18 protein-coding genes and 1 tRNA gene are annotated in these 24774 nt (G+C 65.8%); 11 read left to right on the forward strand and 8 right to left on the reverse strand.

Going from position 1 to position 24774, the window contains the following annotated elements; translation table 11 throughout:
- Window positions 1–43 precede the first annotated feature (43 nt).
- Complete coding sequence (locus tag M1D40_RS01670; RefSeq protein ID WP_461169972.1) at window positions 44–394, reverse strand: hypothetical protein; 351 nt, start codon at window positions 392–394, stop codon at window positions 44–46.
- Window positions 395–532: 138 nt separating this feature from the next.
- Here M1D40_RS01670 and M1D40_RS01675 point away from each other — a divergent pair, with 138 nt between their 5' ends.
- Both M1D40_RS01675 and M1D40_RS01680 read left to right on the forward strand, forming a co-directional pair.
- Window positions 533–2569, forward strand: a complete 2037-nt coding sequence (locus tag M1D40_RS01675) for an FAD/NAD(P)-binding protein (protein WP_461169973.1) — start codon at window positions 533–535, stop codon at window positions 2567–2569.
- A 53-nt stretch (window positions 2570–2622) separates the two neighbouring features.
- On the forward strand, window positions 2623–3843 hold the full coding sequence (locus M1D40_RS01680; protein WP_461169974.1) for an MFS transporter: 1221 nt from the start codon (window positions 2623–2625) through the stop codon (window positions 3841–3843).
- Window positions 3844–3853: 10 nt separating this feature from the next.
- Here M1D40_RS01680 and M1D40_RS01685 read toward each other — a convergent pair whose 3' ends face one another.
- The 3 genes from M1D40_RS01685 to M1D40_RS01695 form a co-directional block, all read right to left on the reverse strand.
- Window positions 3854–4360, reverse strand: a complete 507-nt coding sequence (locus M1D40_RS01685) for a VOC family protein (protein WP_461169975.1) — start codon at window positions 4358–4360, stop codon at window positions 3854–3856.
- A 41-nt stretch (window positions 4361–4401) separates the two neighbouring features.
- The gene (locus tag M1D40_RS01690; RefSeq protein WP_461169976.1) at window positions 4402–5313 is read right to left on the reverse strand and encodes an alpha/beta fold hydrolase; all 912 of its coding nucleotides are present in this window, start codon (window positions 5311–5313) and stop codon (window positions 4402–4404) included.
- A gap of 213 nt (window positions 5314–5526) precedes the next feature.
- Window positions 5527–7020 carry an aldehyde dehydrogenase family protein gene (locus M1D40_RS01695; RefSeq protein WP_341395434.1) on the reverse strand — a complete coding sequence of 498 codons (1494 nt, stop codon included), beginning with the start codon at window positions 7018–7020 and terminating at the stop codon, window positions 5527–5529.
- Window positions 7021–7247: 227 nt separating this feature from the next.
- Between M1D40_RS01695 and ctaD the strand changes: the two genes are divergently transcribed.
- Window positions 7248–9002 (forward strand): aa3-type cytochrome oxidase subunit I, encoded by a 1755-nt coding sequence (gene ctaD, locus M1D40_RS01700; RefSeq protein WP_461169977.1) that lies wholly within the window; start codon window positions 7248–7250, stop codon window positions 9000–9002.
- Window positions 9003–9064: 62 nt separating this feature from the next.
- Here the strand turns inward: ctaD and fmdA are convergent, their stop codons facing one another.
- Both fmdA and M1D40_RS01710 read right to left on the reverse strand, forming a co-directional pair.
- On the reverse strand, window positions 9065–10480 hold the full coding sequence (gene fmdA / locus M1D40_RS01705) for a formamidase (protein WP_461169978.1): 1416 nt from the start codon (window positions 10478–10480) through the stop codon (window positions 9065–9067).
- Window positions 10481–10482: 2 nt separating this feature from the next.
- Entirely contained in the window at window positions 10483–11943 is a 1461-nt protein-coding gene (locus M1D40_RS01710) for an aminotransferase class I/II-fold pyridoxal phosphate-dependent enzyme (protein WP_461169979.1), read from the reverse strand.
- A 160-nt stretch (window positions 11944–12103) separates the two neighbouring features.
- Between M1D40_RS01710 and M1D40_RS01715 the strand changes: the two genes are divergently transcribed.
- Window positions 12104–13261 carry a glutamate--cysteine ligase gene (locus tag M1D40_RS01715; RefSeq protein WP_461169980.1) on the forward strand — a complete coding sequence of 386 codons (1158 nt, stop codon included), beginning with the start codon at window positions 12104–12106 and terminating at the stop codon, window positions 13259–13261.
- A gap of 130 nt (window positions 13262–13391) precedes the next feature.
- On the opposite strand, the gene M1D40_RS01720 is transcribed toward M1D40_RS01715, so the two are convergent.
- Complete coding sequence (locus tag M1D40_RS01720) at window positions 13392–17900, reverse strand: ExeM/NucH family extracellular endonuclease (protein WP_461169981.1); 4509 nt, start codon at window positions 17898–17900, stop codon at window positions 13392–13394.
- A 364-nt stretch (window positions 17901–18264) separates the two neighbouring features.
- Window positions 18265–18352 (reverse strand) — tRNA-Ser (locus M1D40_RS01725).
- Between the two features lie 64 nt (window positions 18353–18416).
- Between M1D40_RS01725 and M1D40_RS01730 the strand changes: the two genes are divergently transcribed.
- The 7 genes from M1D40_RS01730 to M1D40_RS01760 all read left to right on the forward strand — a co-directional run bounded on the left by M1D40_RS01730 (window position 18417) and on the right by M1D40_RS01760 (window position 24758).
- Entirely contained in the window at window positions 18417–19394 is a 978-nt protein-coding gene (locus M1D40_RS01730; protein ID WP_461169982.1) for an NAD(P)H-quinone oxidoreductase, read from the forward strand.
- Between the two features lie 237 nt (window positions 19395–19631).
- Window positions 19632–21923, forward strand: a complete 2292-nt coding sequence (locus tag M1D40_RS01735) for a carbon starvation CstA family protein (RefSeq protein ID WP_341395438.1) — start codon at window positions 19632–19634, stop codon at window positions 21921–21923.
- Entirely contained in the window at window positions 21920–22117 is a 198-nt protein-coding gene (locus M1D40_RS01740; protein ID WP_341395439.1) for a YbdD/YjiX family protein, read from the forward strand. Before M1D40_RS01735 ends, M1D40_RS01740 begins: the two co-directional genes overlap by 4 nt.
- Before the next feature lie 171 nt (window positions 22118–22288).
- The gene (locus M1D40_RS01745) at window positions 22289–22549 is read left to right on the forward strand and encodes a hypothetical protein (RefSeq protein WP_461169983.1); all 261 of its coding nucleotides are present in this window, start codon (window positions 22289–22291) and stop codon (window positions 22547–22549) included.
- 43 nt (window positions 22550–22592) lie between these two features.
- On the forward strand, window positions 22593–23339 hold the full coding sequence (locus tag M1D40_RS01750) for a bacterial proteasome activator family protein (protein WP_461169984.1): 747 nt from the start codon (window positions 22593–22595) through the stop codon (window positions 23337–23339).
- Between the two features lie 5 nt (window positions 23340–23344).
- Window positions 23345–23809 (forward strand): hypothetical protein, encoded by a 465-nt coding sequence (locus M1D40_RS01755; RefSeq protein ID WP_341395442.1) that lies wholly within the window; start codon window positions 23345–23347, stop codon window positions 23807–23809.
- A 112-nt stretch (window positions 23810–23921) separates the two neighbouring features.
- Complete coding sequence (locus M1D40_RS01760) at window positions 23922–24758, forward strand: aldo/keto reductase (RefSeq protein WP_461169985.1); 837 nt, start codon at window positions 23922–23924, stop codon at window positions 24756–24758.
- Window positions 24759–24774 lie beyond the last annotated feature (16 nt).

Genomic DNA, 24774 nt, shown 5'->3' on the forward strand with positions numbered 1-24774 from the left:
CACGCAGGCCGCCCGGACTTCGAAAACGGCGTCGGGACGTGTCTCAGGCAGGGATGCTGCGGACGTAGAGAAGTGCTTCCCGGGCAAAAGCCGTCCAGGCCGTGAGCGTCGCATCGGAGTCGGTCCCCGCCGGCACCTCGACCCATTCCCGCATGGTCCGCTTGCCGATCGTCACCGGGCCGGCAATGCCTTCGGCCTGCAGGGCTGCGGCGCGTGCCCGGGGAAGTTTGAGGATCAGGCTGTCCCCGGAACTCGAACCGAGGAACGCGAGAACCTTCTTTCCGGTCCGCAGCGCCGGACTCCGGAACATTGTCCCGACCGCTACCGGCCCGTCGTCCTGCAGGGCGCGCGCAATGTCGCGCAGCAAATCCTGTGCATCGCGCGAAACCGGCATGAGGGCGTTTCCTCCAAACGGGAGTCGGCCAAGGTCCTGCGATGGTACGCCAATGCCCGGACGGACAACAGCACCGGGCGACGCGGCTGACTGTTCCGGCGTGGTGGCCCCGCGGTACGGGCCGGATACTCTTGAGGCATGACGAATACACAGAGCTTTCAGGTGGCCGTGATAGGAGCGGGCCCGCGTGGAATCTCTGTGGTGGAGCGGACACTGGCGGGATATCTTGCGCTGGCGCCGCAGGACAGGCCAGTGCTGGGCATCACCGTCATCGATCCGTTCAACCCGGGCCCGGGCCACGTGTGGCGCACCGGGCAGTCACGCCTGTTCCTGATGAACACCCCCTCTCTTTTTCCCACGGTCGTTCCGGCCGGAGCTACGGCCGCGGAGCTGGCAGCCTCTCCCACCGGGCTCTCCTTTGACCAGTGGCGAATCCTGATGGCCGATCCGGACACCGGCGTCCACTCCGGTCTGTCTGCCGGGGACCGGGAAGAACTGGCCGCACTCACTGCCGGCGCGTTTCCCAGCCGGGCGCTTTACGGGCGGTACCTGGAGTGGACCTACGCCCGCCTCGAGGAGGCGGCTGCTGCTGCGGGAGTACAGCTGCAGCACGTACGGGCCGAAGTCCTCAGCCTGGCCAGGCGCGGGTCCGGCCCGGGCTGGACGCTGGAGGCGGCAGGGGAAGGCGCCCTGGCCGCAGACGCCGTCGTCCTCGCCCTGGGCCACCTGCCCGCCGCCCTCAGTGCCGAACAGGACCGGCTGCGCGACGCTGCCGACCGGCACAACCTGCGCTACCTTCCCCCTGCTGTGCCCTCGGATGTGGATTTCTCCGTGCTTCCGGCCGGCGAACCGGTGCTGGTGCGCGGTCTGGGCCTCAACTTTTTCGACATCATGATCCAGGTAACCGTGGGCCGCGGAGGACGTTTTGTGCCCAGCGGACAGCCGGCCGGCCGTGCGCTGCGGTACGAGGCCGGCGGGCGCGAGCCCATTCTGGTGGCAGCCTCGCGCCGCGGGACGCCGTACCGGGCGAAAGCCCGCCTGGACACGTATGTGCCGCGCAGTGTGAAGCTGCGCTATTTCACCGAAGAGGCCGCGGCCGTGTTCCGGAACGAGGGCATCCTGCCCGGCTTCGACCATGACCTGTGGCCCCTGCTGCACCGGGATGCCGTCTGGGCGTATTACTCCACCCTGGCACGGGTGGCTCCGGATGAACTGTCGGCTCCGGCCGCCGTATTCCTGGACGAGCTGCGTGCCGCCCTGGACCTGCCCGGTCCGGAGTGGGATGCGGCGAAGGAAAAAGTCCTGGACCGGTTTGTCCCCGCCCACCGGCGCACCAATCTGGAAGCGCTGGCCCAGCCGCTCGGCCGGCGCCCCTATGCCGGGGCAAAGGACCTCGACGACGCCGTCCTCGCCTATCTGGAGGCTGACGCCGCCGGTTCCGCCGCGGGCGAGGACGACCCGCTGAAGATGGCTATCGGTGCGCTCAATGCCGGACGCACCGTGCTGAAAACCATTGTGGCCGACGGCGGACTCGCCGAAGCGTCCTGGCTTACCGAACTGCGCGGCTGGTTTGAGCCGCTCGTGGAAGGCCTGGCGAGCGGACCGCCGCCGGAGCGGATCGAACAGCTGGCAGCCCTGGTGCGTGCCGGCATCGTGCACTTTGTCGGTCCCGATCCGCGCTTTGACGTGGATGAAGCCCGCGGAGTGTTCACCGGAGCTTCACCGTGGACGGGCACTGAATATGCGGCAAAAACCCTGGTGGAAGCAATGATGCCCGCCAACCGCGTGGACCGGAACATTTCGCCGCTGCTCGGGGGCATGCTCCGGGACGGACTTGCCCGCCCCAAGGTGATGATGGCCGCCGACGGCACGGCAGTGGTGACGCCCGGACTCGATGTGACGCTGCCGCCGTACCGGCCGGTGGGCATCAGCGGCGATCCGCAGGAAGACCTCTACGTGCTGGGGCTGCAGCTGTCATCGGTCCAGTGGGGGACAGCCATTGCCGCAGAGGCAGGATCTCCTGCCCGGGCCGGGGCGCGTACGGTCCGCGATGCGGATGACATCGCCGCCGCACTGCTGGCTTCGGCGGCCCGCGGAGGCGGCAGCAGCGGTGCCGGCACGGCGGACGGCCGGCAGCTGACGGCCACCCTTCCCGGCGGAGCGCCCCGGGGGTAAGTCCGCCCAGCGCGGCTCGCACATTTTCCGGCCGGCAGCGTCATACTGGGGCGATGTCTACTGGTGCGGTGTCCCGGGGAACTGAAAAGGCGAAACGCCGTCATGGGGCAGCGCTGCTTGCCGCCGGTTTCACCAACGGCCCGGCTGCCCTGATCGATTTCCTGATCCCGCTCTGGGCAGGCCTGGCCCTCGGAGCGGAAGCGGCGCAGATTGGGCTGCTGGTCGCCGCGGAACTGCTGGTCTCCGTGGTTGTGCGCCCGGTTGCGGGCCGGCTGGCCGACACCCGGGAGCGGCGGACGCTCGCCGGCGTTGGCGCCCTCATCTACGGCTTGTCCTGCTGCGGATACGCGGTTGCCGACAGCCTTGCCGCAGCTTACGCCGCGGCGGGGCTCGGCGGTGTCGGCGGAGCCCTGCTGTGGGTCTCGCTGCGCGCGATCGTGAGTGAACGCCTGGCAGTGGACTCCGGAGCGTTCGCCCGCCTGATGTCGGTGCAGGAAACGGGAACCTGGGTGGCGTTCGTCGCCGGGCTGACGCTGCTGGGACGAACCGACCTTTTTGAGCCGGTCCTCCTGGCCTGTGCCGGTGCGTGCCTGATCGGCGCCGTGATGCTCTTCGCCAGTCCGTCCCGCACCGCTCCCAAAGACGCCGGCCGCAGCGCCCGCGAGATGACTACCCGTGCAGTAACCCGGCGGGTGCGGCCGATGCTGATCGCGTCCGGGGCTACTGCGGCGGCTGAAGCGGCCGTGTCCATCCTGTTGCTGCTCCACCTGCAGCGCGGATTCGGGCTCGGGGTCATTGAGACGGCCTATGTGTTCCTGCCCGGCGCCGTCGCCCTGGCCGTACTGCCTCCGCTGCTGCACAAAGTCGTTGTACGGACCGGACGCCGGCGCGCCGTCATAGCTGCTTCCGTAGCCAGCGCGGCCTTTGCCGCTTCCCTGGCCTGGGCGTCCAGTCCGGTGATGATCGCGGCCCTGTGGATCCTGAGCGGGCTGGCCTGGGCCGTGCTGATGCCCATCGAACAGGCGGTTGTGGCCGAAGCGGTGCCGGACAGTGTTGGCAGCGCGATGGGCGTCTACACGGCGGTCGGGCTGCTGAGCGCCGCGGCGGGCGCACTGGCGGCGGGTTTCGTCTATGACTACGTGTCCTGGCAGGCAGCCTGCCTGGTTTCGGCAGCCATGATCCTGTCCGGTGCAGTACTGGGCCCGTGGGCAATCCGCCGCCTCGGCGTTGACGATATTCCCATGGAAGACACGGTCCCGGCCCCGCCCGGGTAGGAAAAACTCCTCAGGGGTTGGGGACGTTTATGCCCATTGAGCGCAGCGAATCGGCCTGCCCGCCCGACGGATCCAGTGCCCGGCCGGCAGTGAAGATGACCCGCGTGTTCTCCGGCGTGGTGATCTCCAGGTCCGCGGTGTTCCACGGGGTGAAACGCGGACCGTCAACGCATCCGGGCACGAGTTCGGTGCACGCCGCGGCAATGCCCTCGATCTCGCTTTCCACGCAGGCGAAACTCACCGTCAGCGAGGGGCGGCCGGCTATGCCGTCGGCCGGGACAAGCAGCGCGTCCTGAAACGCCCACCGGCGCAGGTGGGTCAGCTGGCCGGGAATGGTAAACAGGTCGATAAAACCCAGACCGTGAATCCAAAAGTCCACCGATGCCGCCAGGTCCTCTGTGGGCACGGTGACGAACATGGGCATGCCGTAAATGCCGCGGTACACCGGCGGCGGAACCGCGTCGGGTCCCGGTGCGGGGACGGGGCTGATGTCAAAGGAGTTGAAGTTTTTGCTCATGCCCCACAGTCTGCAGGTTGACGCAGCGTCAGGGTCAAGCGCTACTGGGCCGGACCGCCGCCGGTGAACCGCCGGAGCATCCGGCAGAACGCCACGCTGTTTTCGGTGGGCCACCAGTGTCCGCCGTCGACCGGGCTGATCCGCAGGTCCCGGACTTCCGTGCCGAGTCCGTCCGTCAGCCGCGGCGAGAGGAACGGATCATGCAGAGGCACCAGCACATGCACGGGAACCTCGACGCGCGGCAGCGGTGACCGGCCCGAGACGCCCGATCCCAGCAGGTTGGCGCGGTAGAGCTGCAGGCCGCGGACCGCATTGTCCGTGGCGGTTTCCGCGGTGGTGCCGGCCCGCCGGGCATAGCGCGGACCCAGCACGCGCCACAGGGCTTCCGGCAGGACCGGAAGCTGGAAGAAAGCGACATAAGTGCTCCGCAGCGCCTGCCCTGCGGCAAGAAGCCACCGGCGCGGATCGCGGACGCACTGAGAAAACCAGCGGTGCAGGTGGCCGATGTCCGGCCCGGAAATGCTGGTGAAGCTGAGGATCCTGCCGGCGGCGCGGGCATCCCGAACGGCGGCCCAGCACTGGATCGAACCCCAGTCGTGGCCGACCACGTGAACCGGTCCGCCGGCCTGCTCCAGCACGGCGTAGAAGTCCTCAACCAGCACTGGCAGCCGGTACGGCGCCAGCGGGCTGCCACCGTTCCCCGGCGGAACCTCGGCTGTTGGTGCGTCAGCGTCCGCGGCAAGCCGGGAAGCCCCTGCATCGCGGGTGTCGTAGGCGATCACATGATGATCGGCGGCCAGATCGTCAATGACGCTGCGGAAGATGGTGTGATCATCGGGATAGCCGTGGACCAGCAGGACCGTGGGGGTGCCCGGCCCCGCCGGCAGTCCGTACTCGAAGACGGCCAGCCGGGCGCCGTCGTTCTCCACCGTGTGTTGCCTGCTTGCCGGCATGTGGATCTCCTCTTCCCGCTGGTGCTGGTGCAGCATCCTCTCAGATCTGAAGGCAGATGAGAACGGGTGCCCCCGGGTCCGCCGGCAGGGACGGCAACACGGTACCGGCAACACGGTACGGGCAACACGGTAACGACGACGGCGGCCCGCACCTCAGAGGTGCGGGCCGCCGTCGTGCAGTCAGCTCGTTGCCGAGGCCGATACGCTACCGGATTAGAACGGGTACTGCCGGGGTTCGCGCTGCAGCGTGACGGTGTGGTCGGTGGTGAATTCCTCGATCGCCCATTCACCGTTGAAACGGCCCAGGCCGGAGTTCTTCTCGCCGCCGAAAGCCACGTGGGCCTCGTCCTGGACGGGAATGTCATTGACGTGGGTCATGCCTGCCTTGATACGGCGGGCAAACAGGACCCCGGCGTCCAGATTTGAGGTGAAGACCGAGCTGGCGAGCCCCAGGTCAGTGGCGTTGGCCAGCGAGAGGGCGTCTTCGGCATCGGCGGCGCGGATGATCCCGGCAATCGGACCGAAGATCTCTTCCTGGAAGAGTTCCATGTCCTTGGTGACGTCGGCGAAAACGTAGGGGGAGAGAACCTGTCCGTTGGTTTCACCCTCGACGACCAGGCGTGCGCCCTGCTCCTTGGCGAGCTCGATCTTCTTCTGCAGCCCTTCGAGCTGCTTCGCGTTGATGATCGGGCCCACGGTGTTCTGCGGGTCCCGGGGATCTCCGGACTTCAGCGTCTTGGCGTGTGCGGCGAACTTTTCCACGAATTCGTCGTACACGGCGTCTTCGACGATGATCCGGTTCACGGCCATGCAAATCTGGCCCTGGTGCAGGAACTTGCCCATGATGGCCGCCTTGACGGCCTGGTCCACGTCCGCATCGGCCAGGACCACGAACGGGCTGTTGCCGCCGAGCTCCAGTGCCACGTGCTTCAGGGTGGGGCCGCTGGCAGCCAGCGCGCCGAGGTTCTTGCCCACCGGAGTGGATCCGGTGAAGGAGATGAAGCCCGGAACCGGGTGCTCAACAAAAGCGTCGCCGATTTCGGAACCGGCGCCCACCACCACGCTGAGGACACCCGCGGGCAGGCCTGCCTCTTCGAAGATCTTGGCGAGCATGAGTCCGCCGGTCACCGGGGTATCGGATGCGGGCTTGAGCACGACGGCGTTGCCCAGTGCCAGCGCCGGGGCCACCGAGCGCTGGGAGAGGTGCAGGGGGAAGTTCCAGGGGCTGATGACGCCGACAACGCCCAGCGGTCCGCGGTACACCCGGGATTCCTTGCCCGGCGTGTCCGATTCCAGGATTTTTCCGGAGACCCGGTGCGGGAAGGTGGCCGATTCCTTGGTGATGGCGCGTGCGGACTCCACCTCAATGGTGGCCTTGATGACGGTGCTGCCGGATTCGGCGGCGAGCCAGGCGATGATCTGCTCACGGCGCTCGTCGAAAATCTCAGCCGCACGTTCCATAACCGCACGGCGGGCAGAAGGCGTTTGTGCTGCCCACTCCTGCTGGGCCTTGGCCGCAGCGGTGTAGGCCTCGTCCAGGTCCTCGCGGGAAGCCTGGCGGATGCTCATCAGTTCCGTGCCGTCAAAGGGACTGGTGTCGGTGAGAACCCGTTCGGAGCTTCCGTCCCGCCACTGTCCGGCAATGTACTGCTGCGAGGGAATCCAGTCGGTGAGGGCGGGGGTGGTCGACTCAACCTGTGTTGTCATGAGCTCTCTCCTTGATGAAATCTCGACGTCTGTCCCGGGTGCAACCGGGTTCTGGGCCGTTTCATTCCCGCAGAGCCGGGTTGTGATGGCAGGCAGGCGGGGACGCATCGCCTGTTGTCTCTGGACGGCAGGGAAAGAGGAGACCTACGATACAAGCCACGGCGGATTCCGGGGGGACGGCCGTGGGCACGATGATCTGGCCGGTGTACCCAAGGGGATGGCATCCAATGTCGACGCTCAAATACTCCACAGATGAATCCGGAACCTTTGTACCTCCGCGGGTGGTGCCCCTGTCCAAGGGCCGGGTCGTCGTCAACTGGATCACCTCCACGGACCACAAGACCATCGGTTACATGTACCTGATCGCGTCGTTTGTCTTCTTCTGCCTTGGCGGCGTCATGGCGCTGGTTATCCGCGCCGAACTCTTCGAACCGGGCATGCAGATCCTGCAGACCAAGGACCAGTACAACCAGCTGTTCACCATGCACGGCACGGTGATGCTGCTGATGTTTGCAACACCGCTGTTCGCCGGTTTCGCCAACGTCATCATGCCATTGCAGATCGGTGCTCCCGATGTCGCGTTCGCCCGCCTGAATGCCCTGGCCTTCTGGTTTTTCCTCTTTGGCAGCACCATCGCCGTAAGCGGCTTCATCACGCCGCAGGGATCCGCATCCTTCGGCTGGACCGCGTATGCGCCGCTGTCCAACACCACCTTCTCACCCGGCGTCGGCGGTGACCTCTGGGTCTTTGGCCTCGCCCTGTCCGGCTTTGGAACCATTCTGGGTGCGGTCAATTTCATCACCACCATCATCTGCCTGCGGGCTCCCGGCATGACCATGTGGCGCATGCCGATCTTCACCTGGAACACACTGGTGACCTCCATTCTGATCATCATGGCTTTCCCTCCGCTGGCAGCAGCCCTGTTCGCGCTGGGCGCCGACCGCCGGTTCGGAGCACAGATCTTCGATCCGGAGCGCGGCGGATCCATCCTGTGGCAGCACCTGTTCTGGTTCTTCGGCCACCCCGAGGTTTACATCATCGCGCTGCCGTTCTTCGGGATTGTCTCGGAGATCCTGCCGGTCTTCAGCCGCAAGCCCATTTTCGGCTACAAGGGTCTCGTTTTTGCCACCATCGCCATTGCCGCCTACTCAGTAACCGTGTGGGCGCACCACATGTATGTCACGGGCGCCGTCATGCAGTCCTTCTTCGCCTTCATGACCATGCTGATCGCCGTACCGACCGGCGTTAAATTCTTCAACTGGATAGGCACCATGTGGCGCGGGTCGCTAACGTTTGAGACCCCCATGCTCTGGAGCATCGGGTTCCTCATAACATTCCTCTTCGGCGGACTGACCGGCATCATCCTGGCATCGCCGCCGCTGGACTATCAGGTTTCAGACACCTACTTCGTGGTAGCCCACTTCCACTACGTGGTCTTCGGAACCGTTGTCTTCGCGATGTTCGCAGGCTTCTATTTCTGGTGGCCCAAGTTCACCGGAAAGATGCTCAACGAGCGTCTCGGCAAGATCCATTTTTGGCTGCTGTTCCTGGGCTTCCACGGCACGTTCATGATTCAGCACTGGCTGGGGGTGTCCGGGATGCCCCGTCGGTACGCGGACTATCTGCCGGAGGACCGGTTCACGGCCATGAACCAGCTGTCCACCATCTCTTCCATGCTTCTCGGCATCTCGCTGATTCCCTTCTTCTGGAACGTGTACATCACCTGGCGGCGGGGCAAGAAGGTGGAAGTGGACGATCCCTGGGGCTTCGGCGGATCGCTGGAGTGGGCCACCTCCTGCCCGCCGCCGCGCCACAACTTCACCGCGCTGCCGCGGATCCGGTCTGAACGGCCGGCACTGGATCTGCACCACCCGGAGCTGCAGCCTCGGCCCAACAACGAGACGGACAACCCGGCGGTTAAGGTGTTCGGCGCCGCGGACATGGGCAGTGAGACGCCCAACAATCCCGACCCCCGGCAGTAAGCGAAGATCCTGCCGGAGGCAGTTAGGGAGCAGGTGCGTCCCCGCGCCTCGTCCTCCGCCCGTCAGCGCTTCCCGCGGCTCTTTCCGCCGAGCCGCCGGCTGAGAGTCTCGGGGAGCAGATGCCGTGCAGTGCCGGCCAGATAGGTGCCGATGGAGGATGCCTCCGGGAGCAGGGCGCGCTTGGCCACCGGCACCGCACGGAGGGTCTTTTCCCGCGGAACGTCCGACGCCGGTGCATGCGGCAGCGGGGTTGCCTGGCTGACCTGATGCGGGGTCCCGGCGGAAGGCCTGACATCGAAGTCAAAGATGGCCGTGGGGATGTAGACCGTGGCGCAGGCATTGGGGAAGTCAACTACTCCCGAAAGCCTGCCTTCCACCGGGGCGGCGCCCAGCAACAGATAGGCCTGCTCCGGGGTGTAGCCGAAACTGGTCAGGTAGTTGATCGCGTGCAGGCAGGCCTGCTGGTAGGCCAGCCGGGCATCCAGGTACTTTTGGCGTCCGCGGCCGGTGACCGAGATGCCGGAGAAGGAGATCCATTCCTCGTAGCGGGGCTCGGGATCGCCGGGCAGAAACGCGGGACTGTCCTCCAAGTGGTAGGTGCGCATGCCCGAGGGGATGAGGTCAACGTGCAGGTCAATCCAGCCGCTCATCTCAATCGCCCCGCAGAGGGTGATCTCGCCGTCACCCTGGCAGTAGTGCAGGTCACCGACCGAGAGCATGCCGCCGTCAACGTAGACCGGGTAAAAAATCCGGGTGCCGCGGGTGAGGTTCTTGATGTCCTGGTTTCCGCCGTTCTCCCGGGGCGGGGCGGTCTGCGCGGCCGTAACCGCGACTTCGGCGGCCCGGTCCGGCTCGACCCCGCCCAGCAGGGCTCCTTCGGGGAGCGGCGGCAGCGCAAGCGGCGGAACGCGCAGCGGGTTGCGCGCCGTCAGGGCGGCCTCGCGCCGGTTCCAGCGACTCAGCAGTTTTGCGGAGGGCGCGGTCCCCATGACGCCGGGATGCACCTTGGATTTCAGCCGGACCTCAGGAATGTGCCTGGAGATCGCGGTGCCCTCGTTGAAGTCCCAGATCGCCTTGTAAGCGTCGGGGAACCGGTGGGTCAGCAGGCCGCCGCCGTTGGTGCGCGGAAAGATCCCGGTGTAGCCCCACCCTTCACCGGCCAGCGGTCCGGACGTCCCCTCGCTGATGGGCCCGACGTCGACAATGTCCACCACCAGCAGGTCACCGGGCTTCGCGCCGGCTACTTCAAACGGGCCGCTGAGCTGGTGCCCGGTGTGGAACGGCGCCGTCAGGACGTCGCTGGCGGAATCGTCGTTGCGGATGTGGCCGTCAAACCACTCCCGGCAGTCCACCCGGAAGGTTTCGCCGGGACGGACGGTGGCGACCGGCGGGATGTCCGGGTGCCACCGGTTGTGGCCGGGTTTGGCCTGATCCCGGAACGGCTTGGTGTTGTCGAGGGTAAACAGCGGCTCTGGCAAGGTCACTCCTGACTCACTCGGATTGTGTTCAATTTAGGGTCCGCCGGGTCGGGCAGCACCATACCCGCTTCGACGCCCGAGAGGAGGTAATCGATGACACGCCCGTTGATGCGCTCGCCGGGGAGCACGGCCGGAATGCCCGGGGGATACGGGGTGATCTGCTCCGCTGCAATGCGGCCCTCCGCCTCCTTGGCGGGAACCACTTCCACGGGTCCGAAGAATGCGTCGCGGGGAAGGCGGACGGTTGGCATTTCCAGATCAGATGAATCTGGCAGCAGGACGGGGGTTGGGGTGGGCAGTTCGGGCGCGGCCTGGACCAAAGCGCCCAGCGCTTCCAACAGCCGGTCGGCAGTCTCCGGGCTGTCCGACTGCGAGAAGGTCGCTTCGATGCGCCTGTGGTCGTTGATTCCGACGTCGATACGCCGCTCGGCACGCAGCCAGTCGGCCGCCTGGTAGCCGCTGATGCCCAACTGCTTCACATCGATCAGCACGTGCAGGGGATCAAAGTCGTGGGATGCCTCTTCGCGGATGAGTTCGTCATGCAACACATACATGCCGGGCAGTTCATTGATACGGGCCCGGGTGATTTCCACCAGTTCAAGGGCGGCGCTGAGTTCCTCCCTGCCGGACTGCACCATCTGCCGCCGCCACCCGTCCAGTGCGGCATACATCAGCACGTTGGTACTGGTGGTGGCCAGCAGATCGGCGCATTGCTTCAGCCGGACCGGGTCCACCAGCGAGCCCTGTAGGTGGTACACGGAGCCCTGCTCCAAGCCCAGACCGAGCTTGTGGACACTGACCACGCAGATATCCGCGCCGGCGCTCATGGCCCACGTGGGAAGGTCCTGGTGGAACGGCAAATGGGCGCCCCACGCCTCATCGACAATCAGCGGCTTGCCCCGCCGGTGGCAGATTTCGGCGATGGATTCGATGTCGGCGCAGGTGCCGTACGGGGTGGGGCTGACGATCAGGCAGGCAGCGGCATCCGGATGCCGCTCCCACATCTGTTCGACGGTTTCGGGGGACGGCGGGTGGGCGATGTGCAGGTCGTTGTCCCACCGGGGCCGGAGCCAGCGCGGCTGCAGTCCGGACAGGATTAATCCGGCGGTGACCGATTTATGGGCGTCGCGTCCGATGAGGATCTCACCGGTGCCGCGGGTGACGGCCAGAATGGCAGCCTTAACCGAAAGTGAGCTGCCGCAGGTGGAAAAGAAGGCCTGTTCCGCTCCCACCGCGTCAGCCATCAGGTCCTGGGCCTGCTGCAGATATCCGTTGGATGAGGACCGGTCATCAAGCCCGGCACTGGCGAGGACATCATTGCGGAAGGGATCGGCGCCAAGCACCTGCAGGGTGCGCTTTTCGATGCCGCGGCCCTGCCGGTGCCCGGGCGGAGTGAAGCCATAGCGGTCGAGGCGGTGGTATTCATCCAGGGCATCAAGGATCGGAGCTTCATTCTGGTCCACGGTTATTGCCTCCACTAAGCCGGACGAAGATTTAGTAAGTGTGCTTACGATAGGCATAAAGGTGGCCCGTAATACAACCCGGGAACCCCCACGGCGAGGAATGCTAACCTTGATGGTGAGTTCAGAAGGCGGCTCTTCACCTCGTACCTCAAAGGTCTTGATGAACAGCTCCGCTGAACCATTTCCCGGTGTCCGAACCTTCGGCGTCGAAGAAGAACTTCTGCTCGTGAACGGGCGCACCTTCCAGCCCATACCGGTCGCCGAGGAGACAGCCGCTGCTGCTGCCGCCCTCTGCTCCGGAAACCCCGGCTTCAGCGTCACCCTTGAACTCCAGCAGGAACAAATTGAGGTTGCAGGCCCGCCGCAGGTCAGCCTTGCGGCTCAACTCGATTCGATCCGCACCGGGCGGCAGCTGGTTGACGAAGCGGCCTCCGGTTTCGGCGCCCGTGTTGCGGCGGTGGGAACCTGTCCGCCGCCGCTGGCACCGCATCTGGTGCCCATGCCGCGTTTTCGCCACATGCAGGAGCGCTTCGCGCTCACGCTGAAGGAACAGTTGACCTGCGGCTTCCACGTACACGTGGGGATAGCGTCTCCCGAGGAAGGCATTGCCGCCATGGACCGCATCAGGGCCTGGCTGCCGGTGGTCTTGGCGCTGAGCGCCAACTCGCCGTTTTGGAACGGTTCCGACTCCGGATACAGCAGCTACCGCTATCAGGCGTGGAGCCGCTGGCCCACCGCGGGACCGCCGCCGGTCTTTGGGACAGCGTCGGGATATGAACGGCAGATTCAGATGCTGCTGGCCTCCGGAGTTCCGCTGGATGACGGGATGGTCTACTTTGACGTCAGGCTCTCCAAGCACGTGCCCACCCTCGAGGTCCGAATCGCTGACGTCTGCCTGGATGCCGGCCATGCCGCCGGCATCGCAGCTCTTGTCCGTGCCTTGGTGGAAACAGCAGTGCGCAGCTGGCATGCCGGCAGCAGACCGGATGACGTCAGCGCAGCCGAGGTGAGGGCATGGTCCTGGCTGGCCAGCCGTGAGGGAATGGGCGGAAACCTTGTCAGTCCCCTCAGCCGGTGCCCGGCTCCCGCCGGAGACGTGCTGTCCCAGTTGCTGGAAATCGTCCGGCCGGTTCTGGCCGAATGGCAGGAGGACACCGCCGTCGAAGAAATAATGGCCTCAATTCTGCGTGACGGAACCGGGTCAGTGCGCCAGCGGAGCGCATTTGGGCGCAGGGGTTTGTTCTCCGACCTTCTGGCCGATTCCGTTCTGCGGACGAATGCCGGCTCAGCTGCCCAGCTGCTGCCGGATGCTTCATAGCAGGCAGCAGGCAAGATAGAACCGACAATGAGGCCAAGTGGGTATTTCGGCCTTCACATGGCCGGGGGAATGCCAAAAGTGCCGTCCGGGAGCTGGGCTACCGGACGGCACTTTTATGTCAGCGGAAGAACTACCGGCCGCTGAGGCAGATCAGATACCTTGCCCATTCCAGGGCGTACCGAATCCAGCCCCGGATATCCCACCAGCCGTGCGGCGGAACCGGAGCCACGCACACCGGAGCGGGCGGCACCGGCGGTGCTTCCACTGTCACCGGAAGCGTGACCGTGGTTGCGGAGGGATCCGCGGTCAGTACGAGCGTGCCCGCGCCGCTGGCCGTGGCCGGAACGGTGACGTTCACGGTCGCCGTACCCGAGGCCACCGCGGCGCTGCCCAGGGCAACGGCGGCACCGGCAGCATCAACCCAGCTGATCGCCAGCGAAGAATTCGCCGGGCTGCCCAGTGAGGTCAGGTCCAGGCCGGAGACGGTGAAGGACACTGCTGCGCCGGGAGCTGCAGCGGACGGAGCTCCCTGCACGGTTACGCCCTGGCGGGCGAAGTCCGGCGAGAGCGGGCTGTTCGCTTCGATGTAGCTGATCCACGCGTCACGGTCGACGAGCCCGGAGTCACGGGTATCGGTGCCGTCGGTGAAGACACTGAAGTTGTCACCGCCCTGCGCCAGGAAGCTGAACGTTCCCACGCGGTAGGCACGGTCCGGGTCCAGGGCTTCTCCGTTGACGGTGACCGTCTGGATCCGGGAGCCCGCGGCCTGGGCCGGGTCGTACGTGTAGGTGACGTTGTCGGAAAGCCCCAGCGCGAGGAAGGGGCGTGAGCCGCCCTCCGGCTGCCACTGCTGCTCCAGCATCGTTTTCAGCTGGGTTCCGGTGAGGGTGGTCGTCCAGAGATTATTGACGAACGGCAGCACGGCGTTGGCTTCGGCGTACGTGATGACGCCGTCGTCGCCGTAATACAGCTCGGCCCGCAGGCCGCCGGGATTGGTGACACCGATTTCGGCGCCGCCCCGCTCCGGTGCGGCCAGTGTGCTGAGCAGGGAGTCCGCCACCAGGTTGCCCAGAGTGGATTCCGAGCCGCGGTCGTCGCGGACGGTGCCGTTGAACGCCGTCGTAATATCGGCGGTGACAGATCCTACGGGCTCGTTGCCGACCTCCGCGGAATAGGCCAGCGCCGCGTCAACAATGGACTTGACCTCGGCCACCGCGGGGTAGGTGGCGACCAGCGCATCGGCGCTTTCCGTGGTGCGCGGAACGTTGGTTGCCGTGTAGGAGAGGACCTCGTCGGTTTCCGGGTTGTAGTCCAGTTGGATTTGTCCGATGAACTCTCCGTAGGAGCCGGTCTGCAGCACGGGACGGGTTTTGCCGTCGACGCCGGGAACGGGGGCATCCCAGGCGTACTGCTTGTGCGTGTGGCCGGTGTAGATGGCGTCCACCAGGGCGGACGTGCCGGTGACAATCTCGGTGAAGGCGCCGCCCGCGGCGAGCTCCTGTTCCAGGGTGGCGCCGTCCGGGGTGCCGCTGCCGGCACCCTCGTGGTACTCGGCGATGATGACGTCAGCCAGACCCTCGGCCTGAAGCTGCTCGGCCACCCGGTTGACTGCCTCGACCGGATCGCCGAATTCCAGCTCGGCGATGCCGCCGGGGCTGACCAGCGTGGGTGTCTCACCGGTGACGGCGCCGATGACGGCTACGGAAACCCCGTTGACGTCCAGGAGGGTGTATTCATCCAGCGCGGGCGTGGTGGTGCCCTCGAGGTAGACGTTGGCGCCGAGGTACGGGAAATCGGCGGCGGCGTCCACCCGGCCTGTGAGGTCCTCGAAACCGGCGTCGAACTCGTGGTTGCCCACGGCAGAGGCCCGCAGGCCCAGCGCATTCAGGACATCCAGCGTGGGCGCATCCTGCTGTACGGACGACGCAAACAGGGAGGCGCCGATGTTGTCGCCGGCGGAAAGGAACACCGAGCTGCCGTCGGGGGCGGCGGCCTTGAGCTGTTCAACGGTTCCGGCGAAATTCACGGTGTTGGCGTCAATCCGGCCGTGGAAGTCATTGATGTTCAGCAGGTTCAGTTCTTCGGTCTCGGTACCGGCCAGGCTCAGGTCGAGTCCAACGAGGATCGGGTCGTGGTCCGAGGAGCGGTAGGGGTCCGGTGCGTAGTAGTTGGTGACGTTGGTGTTAAAGCGGCTGTATTCCAGCGCCACGGATTCCACGGAGTTGATGTTCCAGATGTCGGCTCCGGTGACGGTCTCGGCCGCCTCCGGGGATCCGAGCACGTGATCGAGGGAGCCGACCAAACCGCTGAAGGCGTAGGAGTGCTTCCCGGTGGCTTTGCCCAGGTTCACGTAGCCGGCGTCGGCCAGCACCTTCATGGGATCCTCGGCGGCGTAGGAGTTGAAGTCGCCGAGCAGGAACACCTTGTCCGTGCCGGCGGATTCGGAAACCGTGTCGGCGAAGGCGGTCAGAGCCTGCGCCTGGCGCACGCGGTCGGCGTTCCAGCCGCCCTGCCCGGTGTCGGCGTTCTCGCCGGAGTCCGGCGCCGATCCCTTGGACTTGAAGTGGTTGCTGATGGCCAGGATGGCTGAGCCGTCTTCGCCTCCTGCGGGCTTGAAGGCCTGGGCCAGCGGCTCGCGGGCGTTGGAGAAGACCGTTTCGTCGTTGAGGATGACGGAGTCGCCCACGGGCTCGGCTGTTGCGGTGCGGAAGATGAAGGCGGTGCGGATCACGTCTTCGTCGTCGGGCAGGGCAGCGGGGGAGCGGACGTAGTCCCAGGTGCCCGGTGCCTGCTCGTTCAGTGCGGCCGTCAGGTTGGCGAGTGCATCATCGCGGTCCTTGCCGAAGACTGCGGAGTTTTCCACCTCCATGAGTGAAACGACGTCGGCGCCGAGGGCATTGATCGCGGCGACGATCTTGGCCTGCTGGCGCTCGAGGTTCTCCGCGTTGGCGGCACCCCTCGCATCGCAGCCGCCGCGCACGGTCAGCGGTGCGCCGGCGCGGTCGCTGTAGTAGGTGCAGCCGGGAATGCTGTCTCCGGTGGTGCTGAAGTAATTCAGCACGTTGAAGGAGGCCAGCTTCAGGTTGCCGCCCACGCTTTCGGGAGCCGTGGTGCGGGTGGCTTCGAACGACGCCGGTGTCGCCTCGGCGGCATTGGCTGCGGTAAGGGCGGTGAGCGGCTGGAACTTCCAGGCGCTGTTGCGGAAGTCCAGGATCACGCCGGTGGTGAAGGCGGCGGCGGCGCCGATGCGCACCGGGTTTTCCGGGGTCAGATACGGCAGGGGAATTCCCTGGTTGGCGGCGCTCAGAAAGTTGGTGCTGGCGCCGTCGTCGAGCTTCACTGCCCGTGCCGCATTGTCGGCGACGACGGCGGCATGCTCTGCAGTGCCCACGGCAGCCACAGCAGTGGGCTGGACCAGGGGAGAGTCACCGGCAGCCAGGCCGATTTCGGCGTACTGGTTCAGCGAGTAGTTGTCCGTGACGGTGAAGCTGCCCTGCGGTGCCAGCAGCATGCCTTCCAGGGTTTCGCGCTCGGCATCGGAGGCGGGCCAGGCCACGCTGGCGGGCTTGACCTCCTCGGCCGGCTCGCTGAGCTGAGACATGTTGCCAGCTGCAACCGTGAGCTGGGTCAGCCCGTAGTACTCGCCGACGGTTCCGGTGACTTCCACGTAATCACCGGCAGCAACGGAGCCGACAGTATCCGCGGAAAAGACAAAGATTCCGTGCGACGCCGTGTGGCTGGCGGGATCGAGGGTTCCGCCGGTTCCCGGAGTCTGCAGGTAATAGCCGTTGAAGCCGCCGGTGGGATAGACACCGGTGACCTTGCCCCGGGTGGTGACGGTTTGGCCGATCAGCGGGCTGGCGTCCCCGGTGCCCTGAATCTCGGCAATGGCCACGGGGTCTGCCGGGTCAACGGGAGCCGTGGGGGTGGGGGAAGGCGTGGGGGTGGGGTCCGGTGTTGGAGTGGGGTCCGGTTCGCCCGGCACCGTTCCGCCGGTACCGGTGGGGGTGACAGCGGCACTGAGCGTGAAGTCAGCGGCGTTGTTGTTGGAGTCGGTGAATCCGGTCCGGTTCAGGGACTTCGGATCGGCGTTTCCGGCCGGTGCCGCGGCGGCAGCGGTTTCGAAGGTGTTGGAGCTGCCGTAGCCGAGCAGGTCCACCACTGAAGGCTGCCCGGTGACGGAGCCGGCGGGCAGGGGATCCACCCGGGTTGCCTGGTTGGACAGGATGAGGGTGCCGCCCGAGCCGCTGAAGCTGGCACCGACGCTCGCATCCGCGGCCGGCAGCGGGGCGCCTGTGGTGCCGTTCGAGGCTCCGGAGATCAGATAGTGGCCGCCGGCGGGAATGGTGCCGGCGAGGGCGCCGATTCCGGTGGGCGCCGCCGTCGAACCCGCGGACCGGTACTGCAGGGACCAGCCCTCCAGGCTCACATCGGTATCCGTCGGGTTGTACAGTTCAACGAATTTGTTGGCGAAGGGCGCGTTGGCGCTGCCGCCGCTCAGGTATGCCTCGTTGATAATGACGCCGGGGACAGCTGCAGCGCTGTCCTCGGCGTAGGCCGGAAGCGCCGTCATCGGTGCCGCCAACAGGCCGGCCGAGAGGGTTGCTCCCAGGGCCGCCTTCCAGGTTGAAGGTCTCATGCCTCATGCTCCTAGGTCAGCTGGAACCAGCCGACGGTAAATGCTGCCGTGCAGCCGGCAGCGAGGGGGGTAACGCGAGTGACGTGGGTAATACTATGTGGCGCAGGTTACGAATGGGTGACCTGGAGGTGTCCGGGCGTGAGGGTCGGACTTTCGGCTAGGCCGAGGGCGGCCAAAGCTCGGGCCGCGGGCGGTGTATTCAACGGCGTTCTGGAAACAATGCGGGAGGGTAATAGCCTCCGGGCATAAAAATAAGGCGTATCAGCTTCCGTTTCCGGAAGTTGATACGCCTTATCTTTTGGATGGAATACGGACTGCGGCGCCCCGGGGGACATTAGACACAAACCGTTTTCCGCCCCAATTGCGGAAGGTAAGGGATTCGAACCCTTGGTACGGGGTTACCGCACACTGGTTTTCAAGACCAGCTCCATCGGCCGCTCGGACAACCTTCCCCACTAGTAGTCTGGCAGAAAGGTGCAATTCACCAAAATCTGATCACACCCCGTGGAGGACAGAATGAGAGCAGTTGTCATCACTACGCCCGGAGGCCCGGACGCACTGCAGGTGCAGGATGTGCCCGCGCCGGTCCCGGGACCAGGGGAAGTGCTCATCGATGTGGCGGCTGCCGGATTGAACCGGGCAGACGTGCTGCAGCGGCAGGGGCACTACCCGGTGCCAGCGGGCGCTTCGGAGTACCCCGGTCTGGAGGTCTCGGGCCGGATCGCCGCCGTCGGAGACGGCGTGGAAGGGTTGTCAGTGGGGGCCGACGTCGTCGCCCTGCTGACGGGCGGCGGTTATGCCGAGCAGGTCAATGTTCCGGCAGGCCAGGTCCTTCCGGTTCCGGCAGGGCTGGACCTCATTTCCGCGGCGTCGCTGCCCGAGACAGCGGCCACCGTCTTCTCCAACCTGTTCATGGCAGCCGGAGTGACCGAGGGGGACCACGTCCTGATCCACGGCGGCGCGGGCGGCATCGGCACCATGGCGATCCAGATGGTGGCCGCCTTCGGTGCCGTGCCCATGGTGACGGCCGGCTCGGACGAAAAACTGGAACTGGCCCGGTCCCTCGGCGCACAGGTGCTCATCAACTACAAGGATGAGGACTTTGTCGAGCGGGTGCGTGAAGCCACAGGCGGCCGCGGCGCCGACGTCATTCTGGATGTCATGGGCGCAAAGTACCTGCAGCGCAATCTCGAAGCGCTGGCGGTCTCGGGACGGCTGGTCATTATCGGGCTGCAGGGCGGCACCAAGGCTGAAATCGATCTCAACCTGGTGATGCGCAAGCGGCTCGCGGTCATTGGAACCACGCTGCGGTCCCGGCCGGCCGAGGAGAAAGCCGCCATCATGCAGGCCGTCCGCAAATTCGTCTGGCCCCTGGTGGAAGCAGGGAAAATCCGTCCCCTGGTGGACAAGACCTTCCCGCTGGCCGACGCCGGTGCGGCGCACGAGTACTTCGATTCAGGCCGCCACACGGGCAAGATCCTCCTGACCACCTGAGCCGGGCTGCCTGCCTGATCTGAACGCCGGAACCAACCGGCGGATACGCCGCCCGGGGTCCCGCGGGGCGGCATCCGCCGGTGCTGCGGCGCGCCCTGCGGGCACCGTGTCCGGACTTTGTGGAGCACATCACAGGTGCACTGCTAATCTCGGTGGCAAGAGTGCGGGTTTTCCGTCTCCTGGGCCGGTCTCACTGCCCGGCCTTTCCGAGTTCTTACCGCAAGCAAAGGGACCCCCATGAGTGAGAATCGCCGGCACCGGGCCGCCCCCGGACAGCCTGAGGACAGTGACGTCCTGGTGCAGGATCCCGATCTTCCGCCGGTTGCGCTGGACCCCGAAACGGCTGAGGCCGAAGACCGCCGCTGGACGCCGCTGAAGATCGCCGTCTGGTCCGGCATCGCCCTGCTGGGCGGGGTCAGCTGGTACATGCTGGCACTGGTCCGCGGGGAAACCGTCAACGCCATCTGGTTTGTCTTCGCCGCAGTCTGCACCTACTTCATCGCGTACCGCTTCTATTCCAAGTTCATTGAGCGCAAGCTCCTGCAGCCCAATGACAGGCGCGCCACCCCCGCCGAGTACAAGGCCGACGGCAAGGACTATGCCGCGACCGACCGCCGGGTGCTGTACGGACACCACTTTGCCGCCATCGCCGGAGCCGGCCCCCTGGTGGGCCCGGTCCTCGCCGCACAGATGGGGTATCTGCCCGGCACTATCTGGATCATCATCGGCGTAGTCCTGGCCGGCGCCGTCCAGGACTACCTGGTCATGTTCTTCTCCATGCGCCGCGGCGGCAGGTCCCTGGGCCAGATGGCCCGCGAGGAGCTGGGCCGGGTGGGCGGAACCGCGGCCCTGATCGCCACACTGACCATCATGATCATCATTGTCGCCATCCTGGCCCTGGTGGTCGTCAACGCCCTGGCGGAAAGCCCGTGGGGTGTCTTCTCCGTGGGCATGACCATTCCCATTGCACTGTTCATGGGCGTTTACCTGCGCTTCCTGCGCCCGGGCAAAGTCACCGAGGTGTCCGTCATCGGCTTTGTTCTGCTGCTGCTGGCCATCATCGGCGGCGGAATGATCGCGGACACCGCACTGGGTGACGCCCTGACCCTGGACAAGACCGTCATCGCCTGGGGGATCATCATCTACGGCTTCATCGCCGCTGTGCTTCCGGTCTGGCTGCTGCTCGCGCCGCGCGACTACCTCTCCACCTTCATGAAGGTGGGCACCATCGTGATGCTCGCGGTGGCCATCATCATCGTCCGCCCGGAAATCACCGTTCCGGCGATCAGCGAATTTGCCTCTGCCGACAACGGCCCGGTTGTGGCCGGTCCGCTGTTCCCGTTCCTGTTCGTGACCATTGCCTGCGGTGCCCTGTCCGGCTTCCATGCACTGATCGCCTCCGGCACCACGCCGAAAATGATCGAAAAGGAACGCCAGACCCGCTTCATCGGCTACGGCGGCATGCTGATGGAATCCTTCGTGGCCATCATGGCCCTGGTCGCCGCCATTTCCATTGACCGCGGCATTTACTTCGCCATGAACTCCTCCGCAGCCGCCACCGGCGGAACGGTGGAAGGCGCCGTCGCGTTCGTCAACAGCCTGGGACTTGCCGGCGTGAACCTCACCCCGGACATGCTCACCAACATGGCCTCAAACGTGGGGGAGGAATCCATCGTGTCGCGCACCGGCGGCGCACCAACCCTCGCCGTCGGCCTAGCCCAGATCATGCAGAGCCTCATCGGCGGTTCCTCGATGATGGCGTTCTGGTACCACTTCGCCATCATGTTTGAAGCCCTGTTCATCCTCACCGCCGTTGACGCCGGCACCCGCGTGGCCCGGTTTATGCTGCAGGACTCCATCGGCAACTTCATCCCGAAGTTCCGGGATACCGGCTGGCGCACGGGAGCCTGGATCTGTACGGCCGTCATGGTCGGAGGTTGGGGCTCGATCCTGATCATGGGGGTCACGGACCCGCTCGGCGGGATCAACACCCTGTTCCCGCTCTTCGGCATCGCCAACCAGCTGCTCGCGGCGATTGCGCTCGCCATCTGCCTGGCCATCCTCGCGAAGAAGAACGTATTCAAGTACATCTGGATTGTGGTGCTGCCGCTGGCCTTCGCGTCCGTGGTGACCATCACCGCCTCGATGTACAAGATCTTCAGCCCGGTTCCGGCTGTCGGCTACTGGGCGCAGCACAATGCCTTCAAGGGAGCTCTGGACCGGGGCGAGACCAGCTTCGGCACCGCCAAGACGGTGGAAGCCATGGAAGCCGTCGTCCGGAACACGTTCATCCAGGGCACGCTGTCCATTGTGTTTGTGACGCTGGCAATCATCGTCATCATCACCGCGGTCATTGCCAGCATCCGCTCGTTCCGCGCCGGCGGTTCTCCCAGCGCCGAAGATCCGGCCGTTCCCTCCCGGATGTTCGCCCCGGCGGGCTTCCTGGCGACGCCGGCGGAAAAGGAGCTCCAGGCGCAGTGGGACGCGCTGCCCGCGGACCGGAAGGTTGTCCGGAAGGCGCACTCATGAGCACCGGGACGGTAAAGGACGGACTGCGGGGTTTCGTGCGGTTCTTCCGGGATGTCATGGGGGAGGACGCGTACCGCAAATACGTCGCCTTCCATGAGTCCACCGGCTGCACCGGACCGCTGCTGAGTGAGCGGGAGTTCTGGAAGGACAAGATGGACCGTCAGGACTCCAGCCCCGAGGGCCGCTGCTGCTAGCGCAGCTGAGGAGCCCGGCGCGGCGGGTGTTCCCGTGATCGAACACCCGCGGAAACGACGGCGGCACCTGCCCGGGTGCCGCCGTCGTCGTCTCTTGATGCAGGGCGCGGGGTTTGTGTCGTTTCGTAACCAAGCCTTGAGCGGAGCCGGGGCCGGTGCCTACGGTGGATCATGGAAAAGCACAAGAACTCGAATGACCTGCCGCAGGACGAGCACCTGCGGGAAGACATCAGCCTGCCCGCCCCGGAGCCGGACGGCGAGGACGGGCATCTGGCTGACGACATCAACCTGCCGGAAGAAGAACATACGGGCGGGCCGGAATTCGATGACCGGCACTACACGGCCGGCCAACTCAACGCAGGGCAGCAGGTGGCGGGACTGAGTCCGGACGGCGAATACGCGAAAATGCGGACGGAGGAGCTGGAAAGCTGACCCGGCACCCGGCTTTGAACCCCAACCATGAGAGCATTAACGCATGACTGACGAGAACGGATCCGCCGCCCGGCCGGATGTAGCGCCTGCGCCCGGTTCCGACACTTCATCAAGCTCCAACGATTCCGGCGGCCGCCCCGATGACACGCCGTCAAGCAATCCGCCCGTTAAATCCCGGGCTGCCGGTGACGGCTCTCCGGGGAGCTCTCGCGGGGACGGAGTTGCCGTACCCGACGGCGGCGGAGGCCCGGGCGGTCACGGGCACAGCGGAGAGGGCAGCTCCGGCCCGGCCAAGCTGCGCGATCTGGTGGATGAACCGGCCAAAGTCATGCGGATCGGCACCATGATCAAGCAGCTTCTCGAAGAAGTCCGTAATGCCCCGCTGGACGATGCCGCCCGCAACCGCCTCGCCGAAATCCATGAACGCTCACTGCGGGAACTGGAGGACGGGCTTGCCCCCGAACTGGTCGAGGAGCTCCACCGGGTGAATCTTCCGTTCCTGGATGAGACCGTGCCCACCGACGCCGAGCTGCGGATCGCGCAGGCCCAAATGGTCGGCTGGCTCGAAGGGCTGTTCCGCGGCATCCAAACCGCCATAGCCGCACAGCAGACGGCCAACCAGCAGATGGCGTCCCGGCTGCAGCTGCGACAGCTGCCGCCCGGCACGGTGCTGGCGCCCGGCGTCGTCATCGGTGACAACGGCGAGCCCCGGCGCGCCGATCCCGCCGGACAATCCCGTCCCTCTTCCGCCCATCCCGAGCCGCATGCCGGTCCCGGCCAGTACCTGTAGGACCAATGGCACTTTTTGCAGCCGCCCGTCAGGGGCGGAAGGACGACACCCAGCTCGGGAAAGGTGTGTGGCGCCGCGCCCATGACCGCTTCACCCGCGGCCTGGACCGCTACCACCAGATGCTGGAAGGCGTGGAAGACGACGCCGTGTACAACGAGCTGGTGACCGTCGCCAACGGACTGGCCGAGCTGCTGCCCCGGGTCCGGGAAGTCTGCGTCACCGCGCAGCGGCGCCTGCCGAGCGACGGCCAGGACATCCCCGGCTCCCTCATTGCAGTGCACCGGGCGCTCTCGCGCAGCGGCAACTCCCTGGCGGCCACCGCCGAGGCGGCGGCCATGTCCCGGCTTGAAGGCGAACGGTGGGGGTTTGCGTCCGCCGGCCTGGAGAACGTTCACCGCCGCGCCCGGCTGGTGGCCGAAGACGTGCTGGAGGCCGAGCGGGCCCTGAAAGCCGCCGTCGGCGCCCCGTAAAATACCTGAAGAATTTTCCGCAGATCGGGAATAGGGCGGACACTTTTTTCGCGTCCAGCATAGAGGCGTCACGGAAAGCGGATTTCAGCCGGCGGTTTGCAAGGATAGGCGAATGACTACTTCACCGCTTGTGACTTTCAATGACGGCAACACCATTCCCCAGCTTGGCTACGGAGTGTGGCAGGTCGAGGATTCGGTGGCCGAGAAGGTTGTGGGGCAGGCCTTCGACGCCGGCTACCGCCACATCGACACCGCCAAGATCTACGGCAATGAAGCCGGCGTCGGCCGCGCCATCGCCGCCACCTCGGTTCCGCGCGAGGACATGTTCATCACCACGAAGGTCTGGAACGCGGACCAGGGCTACGAAGAAACTCTCAAGGCTTTCGACGCTTCCATGGAGCGCCTCGGTCTGGAAACCCTGGACCTTTACCTGATTCACTGGCTCCAGCCCAAGCAGAACAAGTACGTGGACACCTGGAAGGCCCTGATCGAACTGCAGAAGCAGGGCCGTGTAAAGTCCATCGGTGTCTGCAACTTCACGGTTGAGGCCCTGCAGGAAATCATCGACGCCACCGGCGTTGTCCCGGTCCTGAACCAGGTTGAGACGCACCCCTACCTCAACCAGGCCGAGCTGCGCGCCTTCGAGGCCAAGCACAACATCCTGCACGAGTCCTGGTCCCCGCTGGGCTCCGGCAAGGGCCTGCTCGAAGATCCGAAGCTGGTCGAAATTGCCGCCAAGTACGACGGCGCCACTCCGGCCCAGGTGGTCATCGCCTGGCACCTGGCACTGGGCAGCATTGTGATCCCCAAGTCCGTCACGGAGTCCCGGATCAAGGAAAACTGGGAGGCGCTGAACGTCAAGCTCTCCGATGAGGACATCGAAGCCATCAACGCGCTCGACAACGGAACCCGCTACGGAGCAGACCCGGCCACGGCCGACTTCGCCTAATAGCGTCAGGCGCACT

This window comes from Arthrobacter sp. Z1-15 (assembly GCF_054792395.1).